Source organism: Hydrophilobacter chitinilyticus (genome assembly GCF_049860745.1).
Taxonomy (GTDB): Bacteria; Pseudomonadota; Gammaproteobacteria; order Burkholderiales; family Burkholderiaceae_C; genus Rhodoferax_B.
The window spans coordinates 4,920,443-4,936,482 of the sequence record NZ_CP187561.1 but is presented as its reverse complement, the minus strand read 5'-3'; the positions used below and the strand labels follow the sequence as shown (position 1 = coordinate 4,936,482).

The window sequence follows — 16,040 nt, the reverse complement described above, 5'->3', positions numbered from 1 at the left end:
TGAAGTTGAAACTCTTGCTGCAGGACTATCAGTCAGCCAACGCGCGCGTGACCACTTCGCGCACGTCGTTGCTGAGGTCGGCCTTGCTGGCCACGCGCAACAGGGCTTCCTGTGCCGCGTGGCGATAGGGTTCGGCCAGCTTCTTCCAGCGGTCGAGCGCACGCGCCAGGCGGGCGGCGACTTGCGGGTTGATGCCGTCGAGCTCGATCACGCGGTCGGCCCAGAACACATAACCTGCGGCATCGGCGCGGTGGAAGGCGCCCGGGTTGGCGCTGCAGTAGCTGAAGATCACGCTGCGCGCGCGGTTGGGGTTGCGCAGGTTGAAGTCGGCATGCTTCATCAATTGGCGCACGGCCGGCAAGATGTTGCCGCCACGGTCGGTGGTACCGGCTTGCAGGGCAAACCATTTGTCGAGCACCAGCGCTTCGTCTTTGAACAAGGCATGGAAGCGTGCCAGCGCTTGTGGCGCGAGCGTGCTGCCTGCCGAGACCAGCGCGCTCAAGGCGTTGAAGCGGTCGGTCATATTGCTGGCGTCTTTGAAGCGCTGGTAGGCGCGGCCAGGCCACACCGTGTCGCCATCAGTCTGTGCGGCCAGGCACAACTGGCTCAACGCCATGCCGGCCAGTGCGCGGCGGCCGCTGGAGAGTGGGTCGGGCTGGTAGGCACCGTTGTTTTGGTGGGCTTCAAACACCTCAGCCCAGTCGGTGCGCAAGGCGGTGGCGAGTTGCAGGCGCATGGTTTCGCGCACGGCGTGGATGCGTTGTGGGTCGACCACGTCCAGCTGTTCGGCCAGGTAGCTTTCCGACGGCAGCGTCAGCACCAGTTCTTTGAACGCGGCGTCCAGCGTGGGGTGGCGCAGCACATCGCGCATGGCGGAGATATACGCATCGTTTAGCGGCTTAACGCTTTCCACATCTGCGGAGGATGCTATTGATTCAAGAGCGGCACGCACGGCCAGGCGTTGGCCGGCTTCCCAGCGGTTGAACGGGTCGCTGTCATGGGCGAGCAGGGCGAGCAGTTGTGCGTCGCTGTAGTCGAATTCCAGTACCACTGGCGCGCTGAAGCCGCGCAAGATGGACGGCACGGGCTCGGCGTCCACGTTCACAAAGGTCAGCGTTTCGCTGGCTTGTGTCATCACATGCGTGAAAGGTGCGGGCAGGGCACCGGCGCTGGTGAACAGCGGTAACTCGGCGCCGTGGCTGCTCAGCAAGCCCAGGCTCACGGGAATGACAAACGGCTCTTTCTCCGCTTGGCCCGGCGTGGGCGCGCAGCGTTGCGTCAGCGTCAGTGTGTAAGTGCGATTCGCCGCGTCGTATTGGCCAGCGGCATGTACACGTGGTGTGCCGGCCTGGCTGTACCAGCGTTTGAACTGTGGCAGCAAGCGCGCCAAGTCAGAGTTTGGGTTCGCATCGGAAATCGACTGCGCGAAGTCGTCGCAGGTCACGGCTTGGCCGTCAAAGCGTTCGAAGTACAGCGTCATGCCCTTGGCAAAGCCTTCGCGGCCCACCAGGGTTTGCATCATGCGCACCACTTCCGCACCCTTTTCGTAGATGGTGACGGTGTAGAAGTTGTTGATTTCGATGTAGCTGTCGGGTCGCACCGGGTGGGCCATGGGGCCCGCATCTTCAGGGAACTGCGCGGTGCGCAACACCCGCACGTCTTCGATGCGCTTGACGGCGCGGGCCGATGGCTCGCGGCACAGGTCTTGGCTGAATTCCTGGTCGCGGAAGACGGTCAGGCCTTCCTTCAGGCTCAACTGAAACCAGTCGCGGCAGGTCACGCGGTTGCCGGTCCAGTTGTGGAAGTATTCATGGCCCACCACGCTCTCGATGTTGGCGTAGTCGGTGTCGGTGGCCGTGGCAGGGTTCGCCAACACGTATTTGGTGTTGAAGATGTTCAGGCCCTTGTTCTCCATGGCGCCCATGTTGAAGTCGCTGGTGGCGACGATCATGAAGCGTTCCAGATCGAGCGGCAGGCCAAAGCGTGCTTCGTCCCAGGCCACAGACGCCATCAGCGACTGCATGGCGTGCTCGGTTTTGTCGAGATCGCCGGGGCGCACAAACACTTGCAGCAAGTGGTCTTTGCCCGCGCGCGAAGTGATGCGCTGTTCGCGCGCCACCAGCTTGCCCGCCACCAGGGCGAACAGGTAGCAGGGCTTGCGGTGCGGGTCGACCCACTTGGCAAAGTGTCGGCCATCATCCAGATTGCCGTGCTCCACCAGGTTGCCGTTGGACAGCAGCACCGGGTAGGCGGCCTTGTCGGCGCGCAGCGTCACGCTGTAGCTGGCCATCACGTCCGGGCGATCCAGGAAGTAGGTGATGCGGCGGAAGCCTTCGGCCTCGCACTGCGTGAAGAACGAGTCGTTGCTGACGTACAAGCCCATCAGCTTGGTGTTCTTCGCGGGTGCGCAGGTGGTGAAGATCTCCAGATCAAACGCGCCATCTTCCACGCTGGGCAGGTTTTCCAGCACCAGTTGGTTGCCGTCGATCTTGAACGATGCGCCCTGGCCGTTGACCAGCACACGCGCCAGGTTCAGCTCTTCGCCGTCGAGGCGCAGCGCTTGCGCGGGCACGTCGGGGTTGCGGCGCAAGCGCATTTTGTTGAGCACCCGGGTTTTCGCCGGATCAAGGTCGAAGCACAGGTCGACGGTGTCGACCCAGAACGCAGGTGCGGTGTAGTCGGCACGGAAGATGGCCGAAGGTTGTCCTTCACGCAGCATGGAGGTTCCCCAGAAAGTTCGAGTTCAATAGTTCTTCAAAATTGCGCACGCAAGTGATCACGTGCGGCCCGGCCAATTCTTCAGGTGTGTTGGTAGTGCACACCCCCACGGCGCGCATCCCGGCGCGGCGTGCGGCTTCAATGCCAAACGGCGCGTCTTCAAACACGATGCAATTTTCAGGCGCAATGCCAATGCGCTGCGCCGCCGCCAAAAAAATGGCGGGGGTGGGCTTGCCGGTCAGGCCCTCGTCGCCGCGCGCAATCGCGTCTGGCGGCGGGTTCATCTTCAAATGGCCCATGGCGAATTCCACGTTGTGGATGTCGCCGGCTGTGCCCACGCCCACCTTCAGGCCGCGCGCACGTGCGGCGGCGTAGAAGGGCGTGAAGCCTTTCACTTCGGCAAAGATCGGGCCGAAGATGTCGCGGTACAACTGTTCTTTCTCGTGCACCAGGGCCCAGGCTTCGGCCTCGTCCATCTCAGGCTGGTCGAGGATCAGGCGCACGCATTCCAGGCCGGTGCGGCCCGTGGTACGGCGCATCAGTTCTTCTATCTCCATGTCGACTTGGTGCTTCTTGGCAAAGTCGAGCCAGGTGGAAGAGTGGTGCGGCATGGAGTCGATCATGGTGCCGTCCATGTCGAAGATCAGGCCTTTGACGGGCACAAGAGAAAGTTGCAACGCGTTCAGCTGGGTCATTACACGCCTTGTTTCAGAGAGGCTTCGATGAAAACGTCGAGGTCGCCGTCGAGCACCTTTTGGGTGGCCGAGACTTCCACGTTGGTCCGCAGGTCTTTGATGCGGCTGTTGTCCAGCACGTAGCTGCGTATCTGGTGGCCCCAGCCCACGTCGGTCTTGCTGTCTTCGAGCTTCTGTTGTTCTTCCATGCGTTTGCGCATTTCGAAGTCGTACAGACGCGAACGCAGGCGTTTCCAGGCCACGTCGCGGTTGCTGTGCTGGCTGCGGCCGTCCTGGCACTGCACCACAATGCCGGTGGGAATGTGCGTCAAGCGCACGGCCGAGTCGGTCTTGTTGATGTGCTGGCCGCCGGCGCCACTGGCACGGAAGGTGTCGGTGCGCACGTCAGAAGGGTTGATCTCGATCTCGATCGAGTCATCCACCTCAGGGTAGACAAACACGCTGGCAAAGCTGGTGTGGCGACCGCCGGACGAGTCGAACGGGCTCTTGCGCACCAGGCGGTGCACGCCGGTTTCGGTGCGCAGCAGGCCAAACGCGTATTCGCCTTCAACCTTGATGGTGGCGCCCTTGATGCCGGCGGTGTCGCCGTCGGAGATGTCTTCTACCGTGGCGGTGAAGCCTTTGCGCTCGGCGTACTTCAGGTACTGGCGCAGCAGCATGCTGGCCCAGTCGCAAGCCTCGGTGCCACCGGCGCCGGCCTGGATGTCCAGGAAGGCGTTCATCGGATCGGCCGGCTGGTTGAACATGCGGCGGAACTCCAGGCCTTCCACGATGGCGGAGAGCTTGGCGGATTCGGCTTCGATGGTCATCAGGCCGTCTTCGTCGCCTTCTTCCTTCGACATCTCGTACAGCTCGAGGTTGTCGGAGAGTTCACGCGTCAGGTCGGTGATGGTGACCACCACGGCGTCGAGCGCCTTCTTCTCTTTGCCCAGTTCCTGGGCGCGCTTGGGGTCGTTCCAGACGCTGGGGTCTTCGAGCGATGCGTCTACCGTGCGCAGGCGTTCAGCTTTTGCATCGTAGTCAAAGATACCTCCGTAAGTCTTCGGTACGCGCGCTCAGGCTGCTGAGTTGGGTGCCAATGGCGTTGATGCGTTCTGCGTCCATGATGTTGTGCTTTCTGTGTTCGGTCAAAAAAGAGGCCGGCGCTGGCTGGCGTGGGATGCGCCTCTTTCTTCCTCAATGCAGAGGAGAGGGGCCCCGAGGCGGGAGCGCGGCAGATCGGGCATTTTCTCACGCATCTGAGGGCCCTTTACATGCCGCCTCGCCGCGCAGGGTTGCTGCACAAATCATAGCTGCTTGCGCATATCTACTATGCGCTAGAGCAAGAATTCGTCTAATAACGCCGCCAAGCGCTGTGGTTGGTCGTGGTGCAGCATGTGGCCGGCGTCGGCCATCACTTCGCGCCGCACATGCGGCACGAGCTTGAGCCGCTCGTAATACTCGTCTAGCGTAAAACGTGTGCCCCACCAGCGCTGCAGGCTGTCTTCTTCGGCCTGCACGGCCAGCAGCGGCATGCTGATCTGGCGGTACAGCGCCAACAACTCATCCACCCGCGGCAGGTAGGCGTGGACGATTTTGTGCGCCGGGTCGCCCAGAATTTGCCACTGACCTTGCGCATCGGGCCGCGCCCAATGGTGGGCCAGCCAGGCGGCTTTGTCGGCGCCCAGGCGCGGGTTGTTCTTCATCAGTCGCTGCGCCACGCTATCCACGTCGGCATAGCCTTTGAGCTGTGTGCCGCCGCTGTGCAGGGCTTTGAGTTCGTCCATCCAGCGGCCGTAGCGCGAGGGGGCCAACTCGGCCGAATGCACCGGGCCGCTGAAGCCTTCCAGATTGACCAGGCGGCGAATGCGCGCGGGCCGTGCGCCCGCGTACTGCATCACTACGTTGCCGCCCATGCTGTGGCCCACCAAATCAACGGGCTGATCACCGGCGTAGTGGTCGAGCAGAAAGTCCAGGTCGGCCAGGTAATCGGCAAACCAATAGTGGTCGGTGGGGGCGCCGGTGGTCAGGCCGAAGCCGCGCCAGTCGGGCGCGATGATGTGACGGTCTTGCGCCATGGCGTCCACCACAAACTGGTAGGACGCCCCCACGTCCATCCAGCCATGCACCATCACCAGCGGCGCCACGCCGGGCTGTGGCTTGCCCCACACATGCACGTGGTACTGCTGGTGGCGGATGGGGACGAACTCTGATCGGGCGATGCGTTGGGCTTGGTAGATGTTTGCGGACATACCTGCCGATCATACGAAGACAGAAGCAAGGTGTAGGAGCATCGGGATAACCCGACCGACGCTCTATCTGATGTGCGGCATCAAAAACTATGATTGGCTGCGTTTGTGTCCCCCGCATACATTGCACCCGCAAATCAACAAAGATGCAGGAGACAAACATGCGTTCAAGAATCTTGGCCTCGATGGCCGTTGCTGCGCTGGCGGGCGTTGGCGGTTTAACACATGCGGGCACCGTTACCGTGTTGACCTCGTTCCCCAAAGAGCTGACCTCGGCCTACCAAAAAGCATTTGAAGCGAAGAACCCCGGCATCAAGATAGAGATCTTGAACAAGAACACCACCGCCTCTATCGCCTACATCAAAGAGCTGCCCGCTGGCCAACGGCCCGACATCATGTGGGCCTCGGCCCCTGACGCGTTTGAAGTGCTGGCGCGCCAACAACTGCTGCAGGCCGCACCCGACACCAAGAACCCCCAAGCGCCCGCAAAAATTGGCAACTACCCGCTGAACGACCCGCAAGGCCTGTACTACGGCCAGGCGCTGGCCGGCTACGGCATGATGTGGAACACCCGTTATCTGCAAGCGCACAAGCTCACCGCGCCCAAGGAATGGGCCGACCTGGCGCGGCCTGAATACTTCGGCCATGTGGCCATCTCCAGCCCTTCGCGCTCGGGCACCACGCAGCTCACGGTAGAGACCATTTTGCAAGGCGAGGGCTGGGATAAAGGCTGGAGCCAACTGCTGCAGATCATGGGCAACGCCGCCGCCGTGACCGACCGCAGCTTCGCCGTGCCCGATGGTGTGAACAACGGCCAATACGGTGTGGGCATCGTCATCGACTTCTTTGGCCTGGCGGGCAAGTACTCGGGCTTTCCGGTGGACTTTGCCTACCCCAGCATGACGGCCGTGGTGCCCGCCAACATCGCGCTGGTGGCCGGTGGCAAAAACACCGATGAGGCGAAGAAATTCATGGCCTTCAGTATGTCGACCGAGGGTCAACAACTGTTGTTCGACCCGAAGATCAGCCGCTTGCCCATCTTGCCTTACAGCAGCCTCAAGGCCCCGGCCAATTACCCCGACCCGCAAGACGTGGCCAAGCGCGCCAAGGTGCAGTTTGATGCGGACTTGTCTGAAGCGCGCTACCAAGTGGTCACCAGCATGTTCGACCAGATGGTGACCTTTCGCCTGAAAGAGTTGCAGGCCGCGACCAAGGCCATCCACGCGGCTGACAAAAAGCTCAAGGCCAAGCCCAATGCCAAGGGCACCGAGCTGCTGAACCAGGCGCGCAGCCTGGCCTACACCTCGCTGGTGGGCGAAGCCAACGTCAAGGACAACGAGTTCCTGGAAGTCTTCCGCAAAAACCGGCGTGACGTGGCGGTGTCGAAGCAGCTCACCGGGCTGGAAGAAATGTGGTCTTCCAAGGCGCGCGCCAACTACGAGCGTGCGGCTGATCTGGCCAACCAAGCGGCGGCGCTGTAACCAGCACCTTGGCACACCCGCGCCGGCTTGTATCGATAGAGCCGGTGCGCGGGTGAACATCTTCGATTAAGGGACACCCATGTCTGCAATTCCTGTCGCGGCCGGCCCGGCTGCGTCCCCACCTTCCGCCTCTGCGCGCACGTCCTGGACGAGCCGCCTCTCCGGCATCGGCCCGTGGACAGCATTTCTGCTGATCCTGGCGTTTCTGCTGGTGTTCTTGCTGGTGCCCGTGGGCACGGTAATCTACACCGCGTTTGTGAACGAGACCGGCGCGCTGACCTTCGGCCACTTCGCCACCTTCTTCAACCAGGGCATCTTTCGCGAGTCGTTTTTCAACAGCCTGATCGTCTCGCTGGCGAGCGTGTTGTTTGCCTCCCTCATCGCCGTGCCGCTGGCGTACCTCACGGTGCGCTTTGAGTTTCGCGGTGCGCTGCTGATCCAAACGCTGGGTGTGTTGCCGCTGATCATGCCGCCGTTTGTAGGCGCCGTGGCGTTGCAGTTGATCTTTGGCCGCAGCGGCTCGGTCAACCTGCTGTTGAACGATTATTTTGGTTTCACCGTGCCCATCATGGATGGCCTGGTGGGCGTGACCTTCGTGCAGAGCATCCACTACTTTCCGTTCATTTTGCTGAACCTGGTGGCGGCCATGCGCAACATCGACGGCGCCATGGAAGAGTCGGCGCTGAACCTCGGCGCCAAGGGCTGGCGCTTGTTCCGCCGGGTGATTTTTCCGCTGTCGATGCCGGGCTACCTGGCCGGGGCTGCGCTGGTGTTCGTCAAGGTGTTCGATGACCTGGGCACACCGCTGGTGATGGGCGTGACCAACATGCTGGCGCCGCAAGCCTACCTGCGCATCACCTCAGTGGGCATTGACGACCCGCTGGGCTACGTGATCAGCGTGATCATGATTACCTTCTCGGTATTGGCGTTGTGGATGGCCGCGCGCGTGATGAAGGGCAAGGACTACGCCACGCTGCAAAAGGGCGGGGGCGCGCTGCAAAAGCGGCAGCTCTCGGGTTGGGAATCGCTGCTGGCCTATGGCTGGATTGGCGTGGTGCTGCTGGTCACGCTGGCGCCGCACATCGGCATTTTGCTGATGTCGTTCTCCAAGGTGTGGAGCTTCTCGGTACTGCCCGACAGCTACACGCTGGAGCACTACGCCACGGTGTTTGGCGATTCGAGCCGCATGATCGGCAACACCTTGCTGTACTGCGTGTTGTCGGCCGGGCTGGACGTGGTGATTGGCACCGCCATCGCCTACCTGATTTTGCGCACCAACCTGCCAGCGCGCCAGTGGCTCGACCACCTGGCCTCTGCGGCGCTGGCCATTCCCGGCCTGGTGCTGGCGATTGGCTACCTGCGCATGTTCAAGGGCGTGAACCTGCCGTTCACCGACACCCCCATCGTCACCACCTGGGTGCTGATCATGCTGGCCTACGCCGTGCGGCGCCTGCCGTATGCACTGCGCTCGTGTATGGCGGCGCTGCAGCAGGTGCACATCTCGCTTGAAGAAGCCGCGCAAAGCCTGGGCGCCACGCGGGGCCGCACCATCAAGCGTGTGATGGTGCCGCTGATGGCGGGCGGTTTGCTGGCGGGTTTTGTCACCAGCTTCATCACGGCAGCGGTGGAGTTGTCGGCCACGATTTTGTTGTCGTCCGCACAAAGCCAGGCACCGATGAGCTACGGCATCTACCTCTATATGCAAAGCATTTCGGGGCGCGGCCCGGGCGCGGCATTAGGCGTACTGGCTGTGGTGGTAGTCGGCCTGGGGACATACTTCTCGCACCGGTTTGTGGAGCGTTCGCGCGCGACGGTCAGTGCAGCGAGCGGACATTAATAATTTAGAGAACGAGACAAACATGAACAAGGTATCTCTTGAGGCCAAGAACATCAGCCTGAGCTACGGCAGCACCGAAGTGCTGCGCGACATCAACCTGCGTGTGGAACCGGGAGAGTTCTTTGCGCTGCTCGGCCCCTCGGGCTCGGGCAAGTCCACCTTGCTACGCTTGATCGCCGGCTTCAACCAACACCAGCGCGGCGAGTTGCGTGTGGACGGGCAAGACATCACCGGCGTGCCACCCCACGCGCGCAACATCGGCATGGTGTTTCAAAGCTACGCCTTGTGGCCGCACATGACGGTGGCCGAAAACGTGGGCTTTGGTTTGGTGGAACGGCGTGAAACGCGCGACGCCATCAAACGCAAAGTGGGTGCGGTGCTCGACCTGGTGGGGCTGGGCGCCTACGCCCAACGCCGGCCGGGGCAGTTGTCTGGCGGGCAGCAGCAGCGCGTGGCGCTGGCGCGCACGGTGGTGATTGAGCCCAAACTGCTGCTGCTGGACGAGCCGCTGTCCAACCTCGACAAACAACTGCGCGTGCAGATGCGCGAAGAAATCAAACACCTGCAGCGCAAGCTTGGCCTGACCACCATCTTCGTCACACACGATCAGGAAGAAGCCATGACCACCGCCGACCGCATGGCCGTGCTCGACAAGGGTATCTTGCAGCAGGTGGGCGCGGCTTCGGGCTTGTATGACTTTCCGGGCAACCGCTTCGTCGCCTCTTTTGTGGGCACGGCGAATGTGCTGGACGGGCAGGTCACCGCCGTGAGCAATGAAACGCTCACGTTCAAATTGCCGGGCTTTGGCTCGCTGACGTTCCCACGCCCGCCACAAGCCCCGGCCATGGGCGATGTGGCGATGGCCTTCCGCCCGCACCAGGTGAGCATTCAGGTGCGCGACGCACAAGTCGATGCCTCGCGGGTATGGATGGACGGGCTGGTGGAGAGCGCCGAATTTTTGGGCGAATCTTCGCGCTACCGCGTGCGCGTGGGTGAGGTTGCCATGGTGGCCGACCAGGCGCATTACGCCGGCTTGGCGATGTTCCCGCCGGGCGCACAGGTGCGCTTGGGCATCGACCCCACGCAGGTGCGGTTTCTGCATGCGTGAGGTGGTGACGGTAGCGCGCCGAGGGGCGCGAGCGTGAGCAGCGGAACCGTTGGCAATGGGGTGAACACCGGCCGCGACCCGCGCATGGAAATCTACCAACTGCGCGCGTTTGTCACGGCCGCCAAGCTGGGCAACGTCACGCGCACAGCCGAGCTGCTGCACCTCACCCAGCCGGCTGTCACCGCGCAAATCAAGGCGTTGGAAGACGAGTTGGGCGTGGCCTTGTTCGACCGGCGCCCCGGCCGCATTACGCTCACCAAGGCGGGCGAAACCTTGCTGCCCGATGCGGAGCAAGTGCTCACGGCTGCCAGCCATTTGGTGGGCAAAGCCAAGGAGTTGATTGGCCGCGTCACCGGGCAACTGGTGATCGGCACGTTGGGCGACCCCGACTGGCTGCGCCTGGGCTCGCTGCTGCAAGCCCTGGTCAGCAGCCTGCCGCTGCTCGACATCAAAACCCGCAACGGCAACGCCGAAGAGTTGCGCGAACAGGTGGCGGCCGGGCTGCTGCAGGGCGCCTTCTACATCGGCCCCAACATGCCGCGTGAAGTGGCCGGGCTGCAGTTGCAAAGCGTTTACTACCGCATCGCCGGGCCGTACGACATTCGCGACAAAGTGCTGCACGCCGGCTGGCGCGAAATTGCCGACATGCCGTGGATCGGCGCACCCACCCAGCACCACGTGCAGACGCTGCTGCGCGACATGTTTGCCCACCAGGGCTTGTCGCCCAACCAGGTGCTTGAATCTGACGAAGTGGCTTCGCCGCAGAGCCTGGTGCGCTCGGGCGTGGGCTTGGCGCTGCTGCGCGAAGACATTGCGGTGGCCGCCAGCGAGCGCCAAGAGGTGGTGATCTGGCCGCACGCGCGCATGGCCGCGCGGCTGGGGTTTATTTACCCGGCGGCGGCCGAGCATGATCCGGCCACGGTGGCTACCATCTCAGTGCTGCGCACGGTGTGGGACTTGCCGGCCTGAATCGCTGACCATCGGCAAAGTTAGCGGCCTAACCGTAAACTCTGGTCTTTCTGTTTGGGAGAGTTTATGAATCAAGTTCAGTTGGGCCACAGCGACCTGCGTGTGACGCCGATCTGCCTGGGCACCATGACGTTTGGCGAGCAAGTCGATGAGGCGACCTCGCACAGCATTCTGAGCCGCTCGTTGGAGCGCGGCGTGAACTTCATCGACACGGCCGAGATGTACTCGGTGCCCGCACGTGCCGAAACCTTTGGCGCCACCGAGACCATCATCGGCAACTGGTTCGCCAAGAACCCCGGTGCCCGCGAAAAGCTGGTGGTCGCCAGCAAAGTGGCCGGCCCTTCGCGCGGCATGCCTTGGGTGCGCAACGGCAGTGCTGATTTGACCGGCGCCGAAATCACCGCCGCCTGTGAAGACAGCCTGAAGCGCCTGAAGACCGACGTCATCGACCTGTACCAGATCCATTGGCCTGCACGCCACGTGCCGGCTTTTGGCAACGTGTACTTCGATCCCGAAAAAGATCTGCCCGTGGCGCCGATCCACGAGCAACTGGACGCGATGGCGCGCCTGGTCAAGGCCGGCAAAATCCGCGCCGTAGGCTTGTCGAACGAAACGCCTTACGGCGTGCACGAGTTCGTGCGCCTGGCCGAACAGCATGGCCTGCCACGCGTGGCCACCGTGCAAAACCCCTACTGCCTGGTGAACCGCACGGTAGAAAACGGTCTGGACGAAACCATGTACCGCTTGGGCGTGTCGCTGCTCGCGTACTCGCCACTCGGCTTCGGTTTGTTGACCGGCAAGTACGATGCCTCCGGCACCACCGGCCCTGAAGCGCCGCAAGGCGCGCGCATTGCGCGTTACGAATCGGTGCGCAAACAACGCTGGGGCCGCCACGATGCGCTGGTCGCCGCGCGCCGCTACAACGCCCTGGCCCGTGCCAACGGTTTGACGCCCACGCAACTGGCACTAGCCTTCTGCTACACCAAGTGGCAAGTGGCCAGCACCATCATCGGTGTGACCACGGTGGCGCAGTTGGATGAGGATCTGGACGCTTGGGGCACCACGCTGTCGGCTGAGGTGTTGGCCGAGATCGACAAGATCCGCTGGGAATTGCGCGACCCGGCGCAGTGATTGAGTAACCCCCCAGTCTTCGCGCACTGCGTGTCGCTGCGCCAACCCCCCTGCTGGGGGCGGACTCTGCGGCCCGGCGAAGCCGGTTCCGCGAGTCCCCATGTTGGGGCCATCGGTGCAGTGCGTTTTGATTTTGAGGTTGCTATTGTTTGTATAGCTTCTTACGCTCGTCCTCTAAGCGTAGGGAGCATTATTTCCTTCTAAGTTTTTGCCATGGCCAGCAAAGCGCATATTTCTGAAACGCCCGCCACGCAGTTGCTGCGGGCGCAGAAGATCGACTTCACCGAGCACAGTTACGAGTATCTGGAGCATGGCGGGGCGCAGCACAGTGCGGAGGTGCTGGGGTTTGATCCGTTCACGGTGGTGAAGACGCTGGTGATGCAGGACCAGGCGGCCAAGCCGCTGATTGTGTTGATGCATGGCAACCTCAAGGTGTCGACCAAGAATCTGGCGCGGCAGATTGGGGCCAAGTCGGTGGAGCCTTGTTTGCCGGAAGTGGCGAACCGGCACAGTGGCTACATGGTGGGCGGCACTTCGCCGTTTGCCACACGTAAGACCATGCCGGTGTTCATCGAAGAAACCATCCTCGCGCTGCCGCGCATCTTGATCAATGGTGGGCGGCGGGGTTACCTGGTTGGTATCGATCCGCAGGTGTGTGTGACGCTGCTGGGCGCCAAGCCCGTGCAGTGCGGCTTGCCGCTTTAACGCCTCAAAACGCTCGAGTTCAACGGCGCGGCCCGGTGGGAGAGGGCGCCGCGCACAAACGTGTCGATCGCTATTTGTATCGATAACGCAACAATAGCCACGTTTTCTCGCTTGTATCTTCAACAAGAGTTACACGCAAATTACAATGAGAATGGTTGCTATTACCGTTCGCTTCTAAGCTGAAGCACCCACGCTGCATGCTCAGCGGCGGTTCACTCAACGCCCACCTTGCTTTCGACCCGGCTCTGCCGGCTTCCGTTCGTCTTTTTCTTTTTCAAGACTCCTCCATGCATTCGTCGATTGGCCATTCGTCTCGCGCAGAACCCCGTTTTGCACCCACTCCACTCGCCCTCCTGATTCGCCAAGTCCTGGGCGCCGGCCTCGTGCTGGCGGCCGCTGGCGCAGTGGCGCAGACCACCCCCACAGGCAAAAGCCTTGACGAAGTGGTCGTGACCGACCAGGCCGAAGCCATCGGCGGCTTGCAAAAGACGTACTCGGGCGGCCAGTTGGCGCGTGGCGGCGATCTGGGTTTGCTCGGCCGGGTTGATCTGATGAACGTGCCCTTCAGCACCACCAACTACACCTCGGAGTTGATCGAGAACCAGCAGGCGCTGAACATCTCCGACGTGGTGATGAACGACGCCTCGGTGCGCACCTTGCAGGCGCGTGGCGGTTATGGTGAAGACTTCCAGATCCGTGGCTACTCGGTCTCGGCCCGCGACGTGGCCATGAATGGCCTGTATGGCTTGTCGCCCTCCACCCGCATGCCACTCGAAATGATCGAGCGCGTTGAGGTGCTCAAGGGCCCAGCCGCCTTCACCAACGGAACCGGCCCCAGCGGCAGCATCGGCGGCGGCATCAACGTTGTGACCAAGCGTGCCAGTGATACCCCATTGACCCGCCTGACGGCCACCTATATGGGCAAGGCGCAATTCGGCACCCACCTGGACGTGGGCCGCCGCTTTGGTGAAGACAACCAATGGGGCGTGCGCGTCAACGGCGTGTGGCGCAACGGCGAAGGCAACATTGACGGCGGCAAGCAAAGCCTGGGGCTGGGTTCGCTGGGCGTGGACTACGCTGGCGCCCGCCTGCGCTGGTCGGCAGATCTATTGAGCACCGACAGCAAAACCACCGAATTCCGCCCGCAAAGCGCCTTCCTGGCCGGCATCACGCAGATCCCTGCTGTGCCCAATCCGCGCACCAACTACAACCCCGGCACCGTGCTTTCTGACCAGGCCAAGACCGCCATCACGCGCGCCGAATACGACATCACCGACAGCACCACCGTCTATGGCAGTCTGGGTTACTCCGATGTGTCGAGCCAGCAGAACTTCCCGACCGCGCAACAGCGCATCAACACGGCGGGCGACTTCACCATCAAGAACGGCTACTACGACGAATACAACAAGACCACGTCGGGCGAAGTCGGCGTGCGCACCAAATTCAAGACGGGTGCTGTAAGCCATACGCTGGTGGCGGCGGCCAACCTCATGGAGCGTGAAAGCGGCTACTTCTACCAACTGACCAACGCGATCGCGTCGTCCAACATCTACAACCCAGCCCCCTTGCCAAGCATCAACTTCGTGCGTGGCACGCCCACCAAATCGGGCGAGCTGGAACAATCCAGCCTGGCGCTGGTGGACACACTGGCTTTCTTGAACGACCGCTTCCTGGTGTCCCTGGGGGTACGCGACCAGACCATCGATCAGAAGAGTGCTGCAGGCGTCTCCACCTACAAGGAAAGCGCCATCACGCCGTTGGTCGGGCTGGTGTTCAAGCCTCAACAGAACATCTCGGTGTACAGCAACTACACAGCCGGTCTACAGCCAGGCGGTGTGGCGGGTGCGACCACGGCCAACGCGGGCCAGATTTTTGCCCCGCAAAAGTCCAAGCAATACGAAGTGGGTGTGAAGGCTGACTGGGGCAAGCTGCTGACCCAGGTTGCGCTGTACCAGATTACGCGTCCAAGCGCGATGACCGACCCTGTCACCAACCTCTACAGCTTTGGTGGCGAACAACGCAACCGTGGCCTGGAGCTGACGGCCTATGGCGAAATCCAGCGCGGCCTGCGCCTGATGGCCAGCGCGTCGTTTACCGACGCCAAGCTGACCAAGGCGGCCGGCGGTGTGAACCAGGGCAAAGACGTCAGCGGCGTGCCCGACAGCACGTTCAACGTCGGTCTGGACTGGGATACCCCGTGGGTGCCCGGCCTGAGCTTGAACGGCCGCGTGATCAACACGTCATCCATGTACTACGACGCGGCCAACACGTTGCGCATGCCGGCCTGGACGCGTGTGGATATTGGCGCGCGTTACGCCACCAAGATCGCCAACAAGCCCGTGGTCTTTCGTGCCAACCTGGAAAACATCGCCGACAAGGCTTATTGGGTGACCGCGACGGGCTACGTCACCGTGGGCGCTCCGCGCACGCTGATGATGTCGGCACAGATCGACTTCTAAGCGAAACCTAAAGCGCGACGGCCTCGCGGGCAGCAGTGTTAAGGTCACCTGCCCGCGAACCCCGCGCTTTCATCCGCCGTTTCCCTTCGCCGCCAGTTGCGCCCGCAGTTCGGCATTCTCAGCCTCCAGTGCGCTCAACTTGTCGCGCAGCGGGGCTACGGCGGTGGTGATCTCTTCTTCGGTAAAGCGCGGCGTGATGTGTTGCGGGCAGTTCCAATCAAACGCCTCCAGCTTCACGCGGAAGATGCGCTCCAGCTTGGCCTTGTAGCCGGGCACGGTGACCAGCTCGGTCAGCGCCGGGTCGGCATCCAGCGCCACTTCTTCCACGCGCGCAAAAATCTTCAGGCGGGTGCGGCCGGCGTAGTCCATCAAGAACAGGCTGGCACGGTTGTCGGCCGCCAGGTTGCCCTTGCTGATGTATTGCCGGTTGCCACGGTAGTCGGCAAACGCCAGCGTTTGGTCGTCCACCATCTTCAAAAAGCCACGCGGCCCGCCACGGTGCTGCAGGTAGGGCCAGCCGGTTTCCGACACCGTGGCCATGTAGAAGCTGTCGCGCGCGGCAATGAAGGCGGCCTCGTTGCGCGTAAACCGGTCGAACTCGCGGTGGCCTTTGAAGTCTTGCCACAGGTGGTCGGCGCCCATGGACGCTTGCGCGGCTTGCACGCTGGGGGTCACCGCGATATCCAAAAATCCGTAGGCCATGGTCTTC

General features: G+C 62.4%; 12 protein-coding genes. 7 read left to right on the top strand and 5 right to left on the bottom strand.

Features of this window, described 5'->3' with window-relative positions:
* Positions 1–28 precede the first annotated feature (28 nt).
* From pepN to ACPWMG_RS21965, 4 genes are all read right to left on the bottom strand, one after another.
* Complete coding sequence (pepN, locus tag ACPWMG_RS21980) at positions 29–2,719, bottom strand: aminopeptidase N (RefSeq protein WP_483301636.1); 2,691 nt, start codon at positions 2,717–2,719, stop codon at positions 29–31.
* Positions 2,709–3,413, bottom strand: a complete 705-nt coding sequence (locus ACPWMG_RS21975) for an HAD family hydrolase (RefSeq protein WP_483301635.1) — start codon at positions 3,411–3,413, stop codon at positions 2,709–2,711. Before ACPWMG_RS21975 ends, pepN begins: the two co-directional genes overlap by 11 nt.
* Positions 3,413–4,517 (bottom strand): peptide chain release factor 2 gene (gene prfB, locus ACPWMG_RS21970; protein ID WP_483301634.1). Its coding sequence is split into 2 segments (ribosomal slippage): positions 3,413–4,435 and positions 4,437–4,517, totalling 1,104 coding nucleotides; the frame shifts between segments, so codons are not numbered across the junction. Before prfB ends, ACPWMG_RS21975 begins: the two co-directional genes overlap by 1 nt.
* Positions 4,518–4,729: 212 nt before the next feature.
* Positions 4,730–5,632, bottom strand: a complete 903-nt coding sequence (locus tag ACPWMG_RS21965; protein WP_483305307.1) for an alpha/beta fold hydrolase — start codon at positions 5,630–5,632, stop codon at positions 4,730–4,732.
* 194 nt (positions 5,633–5,826) lie between these two features.
* Between ACPWMG_RS21965 and ACPWMG_RS21960 the strand changes: the two genes are divergently transcribed.
* From ACPWMG_RS21960 to ACPWMG_RS21930, 7 genes are all read left to right on the top strand, one after another.
* Positions 5,827–7,122, top strand: coding sequence for an ABC transporter substrate-binding protein (locus tag ACPWMG_RS21960; protein WP_483305306.1), 1,296 nt, complete (start codon positions 5,827–5,829; stop codon positions 7,120–7,122).
* A gap of 79 nt (positions 7,123–7,201) precedes the next feature.
* Positions 7,202–8,959, top strand: a complete 1,758-nt coding sequence (locus ACPWMG_RS21955; RefSeq protein ID WP_483301633.1) for an ABC transporter permease — start codon at positions 7,202–7,204, stop codon at positions 8,957–8,959.
* A 22-nt stretch (positions 8,960–8,981) separates the two neighbouring features.
* Positions 8,982–10,067, top strand: coding sequence for an ABC transporter ATP-binding protein (locus ACPWMG_RS21950; RefSeq protein ID WP_483301632.1), 1,086 nt, complete (start codon positions 8,982–8,984; stop codon positions 10,065–10,067).
* 84 nt (positions 10,068–10,151) lie between these two features.
* Positions 10,152–11,036: a LysR family transcriptional regulator gene (locus ACPWMG_RS21945; protein WP_483305305.1), complete on the top strand. Its 885-nt coding sequence runs from the start codon at positions 10,152–10,154 to the stop codon at positions 11,034–11,036.
* 66 nt (positions 11,037–11,102) lie between these two features.
* Positions 11,103–12,167: an aldo/keto reductase gene (locus ACPWMG_RS21940; RefSeq protein WP_483301631.1), complete on the top strand. Its 1,065-nt coding sequence runs from the start codon at positions 11,103–11,105 to the stop codon at positions 12,165–12,167.
* Between the two features lie 213 nt (positions 12,168–12,380).
* Positions 12,381–12,872 carry an aminoacyl-tRNA deacylase gene (locus ACPWMG_RS21935; protein ID WP_483301630.1) on the top strand — a complete coding sequence of 164 codons (492 nt, stop codon included), beginning with the start codon at positions 12,381–12,383 and terminating at the stop codon, positions 12,870–12,872.
* A gap of 287 nt (positions 12,873–13,159) precedes the next feature.
* Positions 13,160–15,331, top strand: coding sequence for a TonB-dependent receptor (locus ACPWMG_RS21930; RefSeq protein WP_483301629.1), 2,172 nt, complete (start codon positions 13,160–13,162; stop codon positions 15,329–15,331).
* Positions 15,332–15,400: 69 nt separating this feature from the next.
* Here the strand turns inward: ACPWMG_RS21930 and ACPWMG_RS21925 are convergent, their stop codons facing one another.
* Entirely contained in the window at positions 15,401–16,033 is a 633-nt protein-coding gene (locus ACPWMG_RS21925) for a pyridoxamine 5'-phosphate oxidase family protein (protein ID WP_483301628.1), read from the bottom strand.
* Positions 16,034–16,040: the final 7 nt, after the last annotated feature.

Excerpts from the sequence above, each read along its gene's own strand:
- pepN (WP_483301636.1), bottom strand. The coding sequence starts at position 2,719 with ATGCTGCGTGAAGGACAACCTTCGGCCATCTTCCGTGCCGACTACACC.
- ACPWMG_RS21975 (WP_483301635.1), bottom strand. The coding sequence starts at position 3,413 with ATGACCCAGCTGAACGCGTTGCAACTTTCTCTTGTGCCCGTCAAAGGC.
- ACPWMG_RS21960 (WP_483305306.1), top strand. The coding sequence starts at position 5,827 with ATGGCCGTTGCTGCGCTGGCGGGCGTTGGCGGTTTAACACATGCGGGC.
- ACPWMG_RS21955 (WP_483301633.1), top strand. The coding sequence starts at position 7,202 with ATGTCTGCAATTCCTGTCGCGGCCGGCCCGGCTGCGTCCCCACCTTCC.
- ACPWMG_RS21950 (WP_483301632.1), top strand. The coding sequence starts at position 8,982 with ATGAACAAGGTATCTCTTGAGGCCAAGAACATCAGCCTGAGCTACGGC.
- ACPWMG_RS21945 (WP_483305305.1), top strand. The coding sequence starts at position 10,152 with ATGGAAATCTACCAACTGCGCGCGTTTGTCACGGCCGCCAAGCTGGGC.
- ACPWMG_RS21940 (WP_483301631.1), top strand. The coding sequence starts at position 11,103 with ATGAATCAAGTTCAGTTGGGCCACAGCGACCTGCGTGTGACGCCGATC.
- ACPWMG_RS21935 (WP_483301630.1), top strand. The coding sequence starts at position 12,381 with ATGGCCAGCAAAGCGCATATTTCTGAAACGCCCGCCACGCAGTTGCTG.
- ACPWMG_RS21930 (WP_483301629.1), top strand. The coding sequence starts at position 13,160 with ATGCATTCGTCGATTGGCCATTCGTCTCGCGCAGAACCCCGTTTTGCA.
- ACPWMG_RS21925 (WP_483301628.1), bottom strand. The coding sequence starts at position 16,033 with ATGGCCTACGGATTTTTGGATATCGCGGTGACCCCCAGCGTGCAAGCC.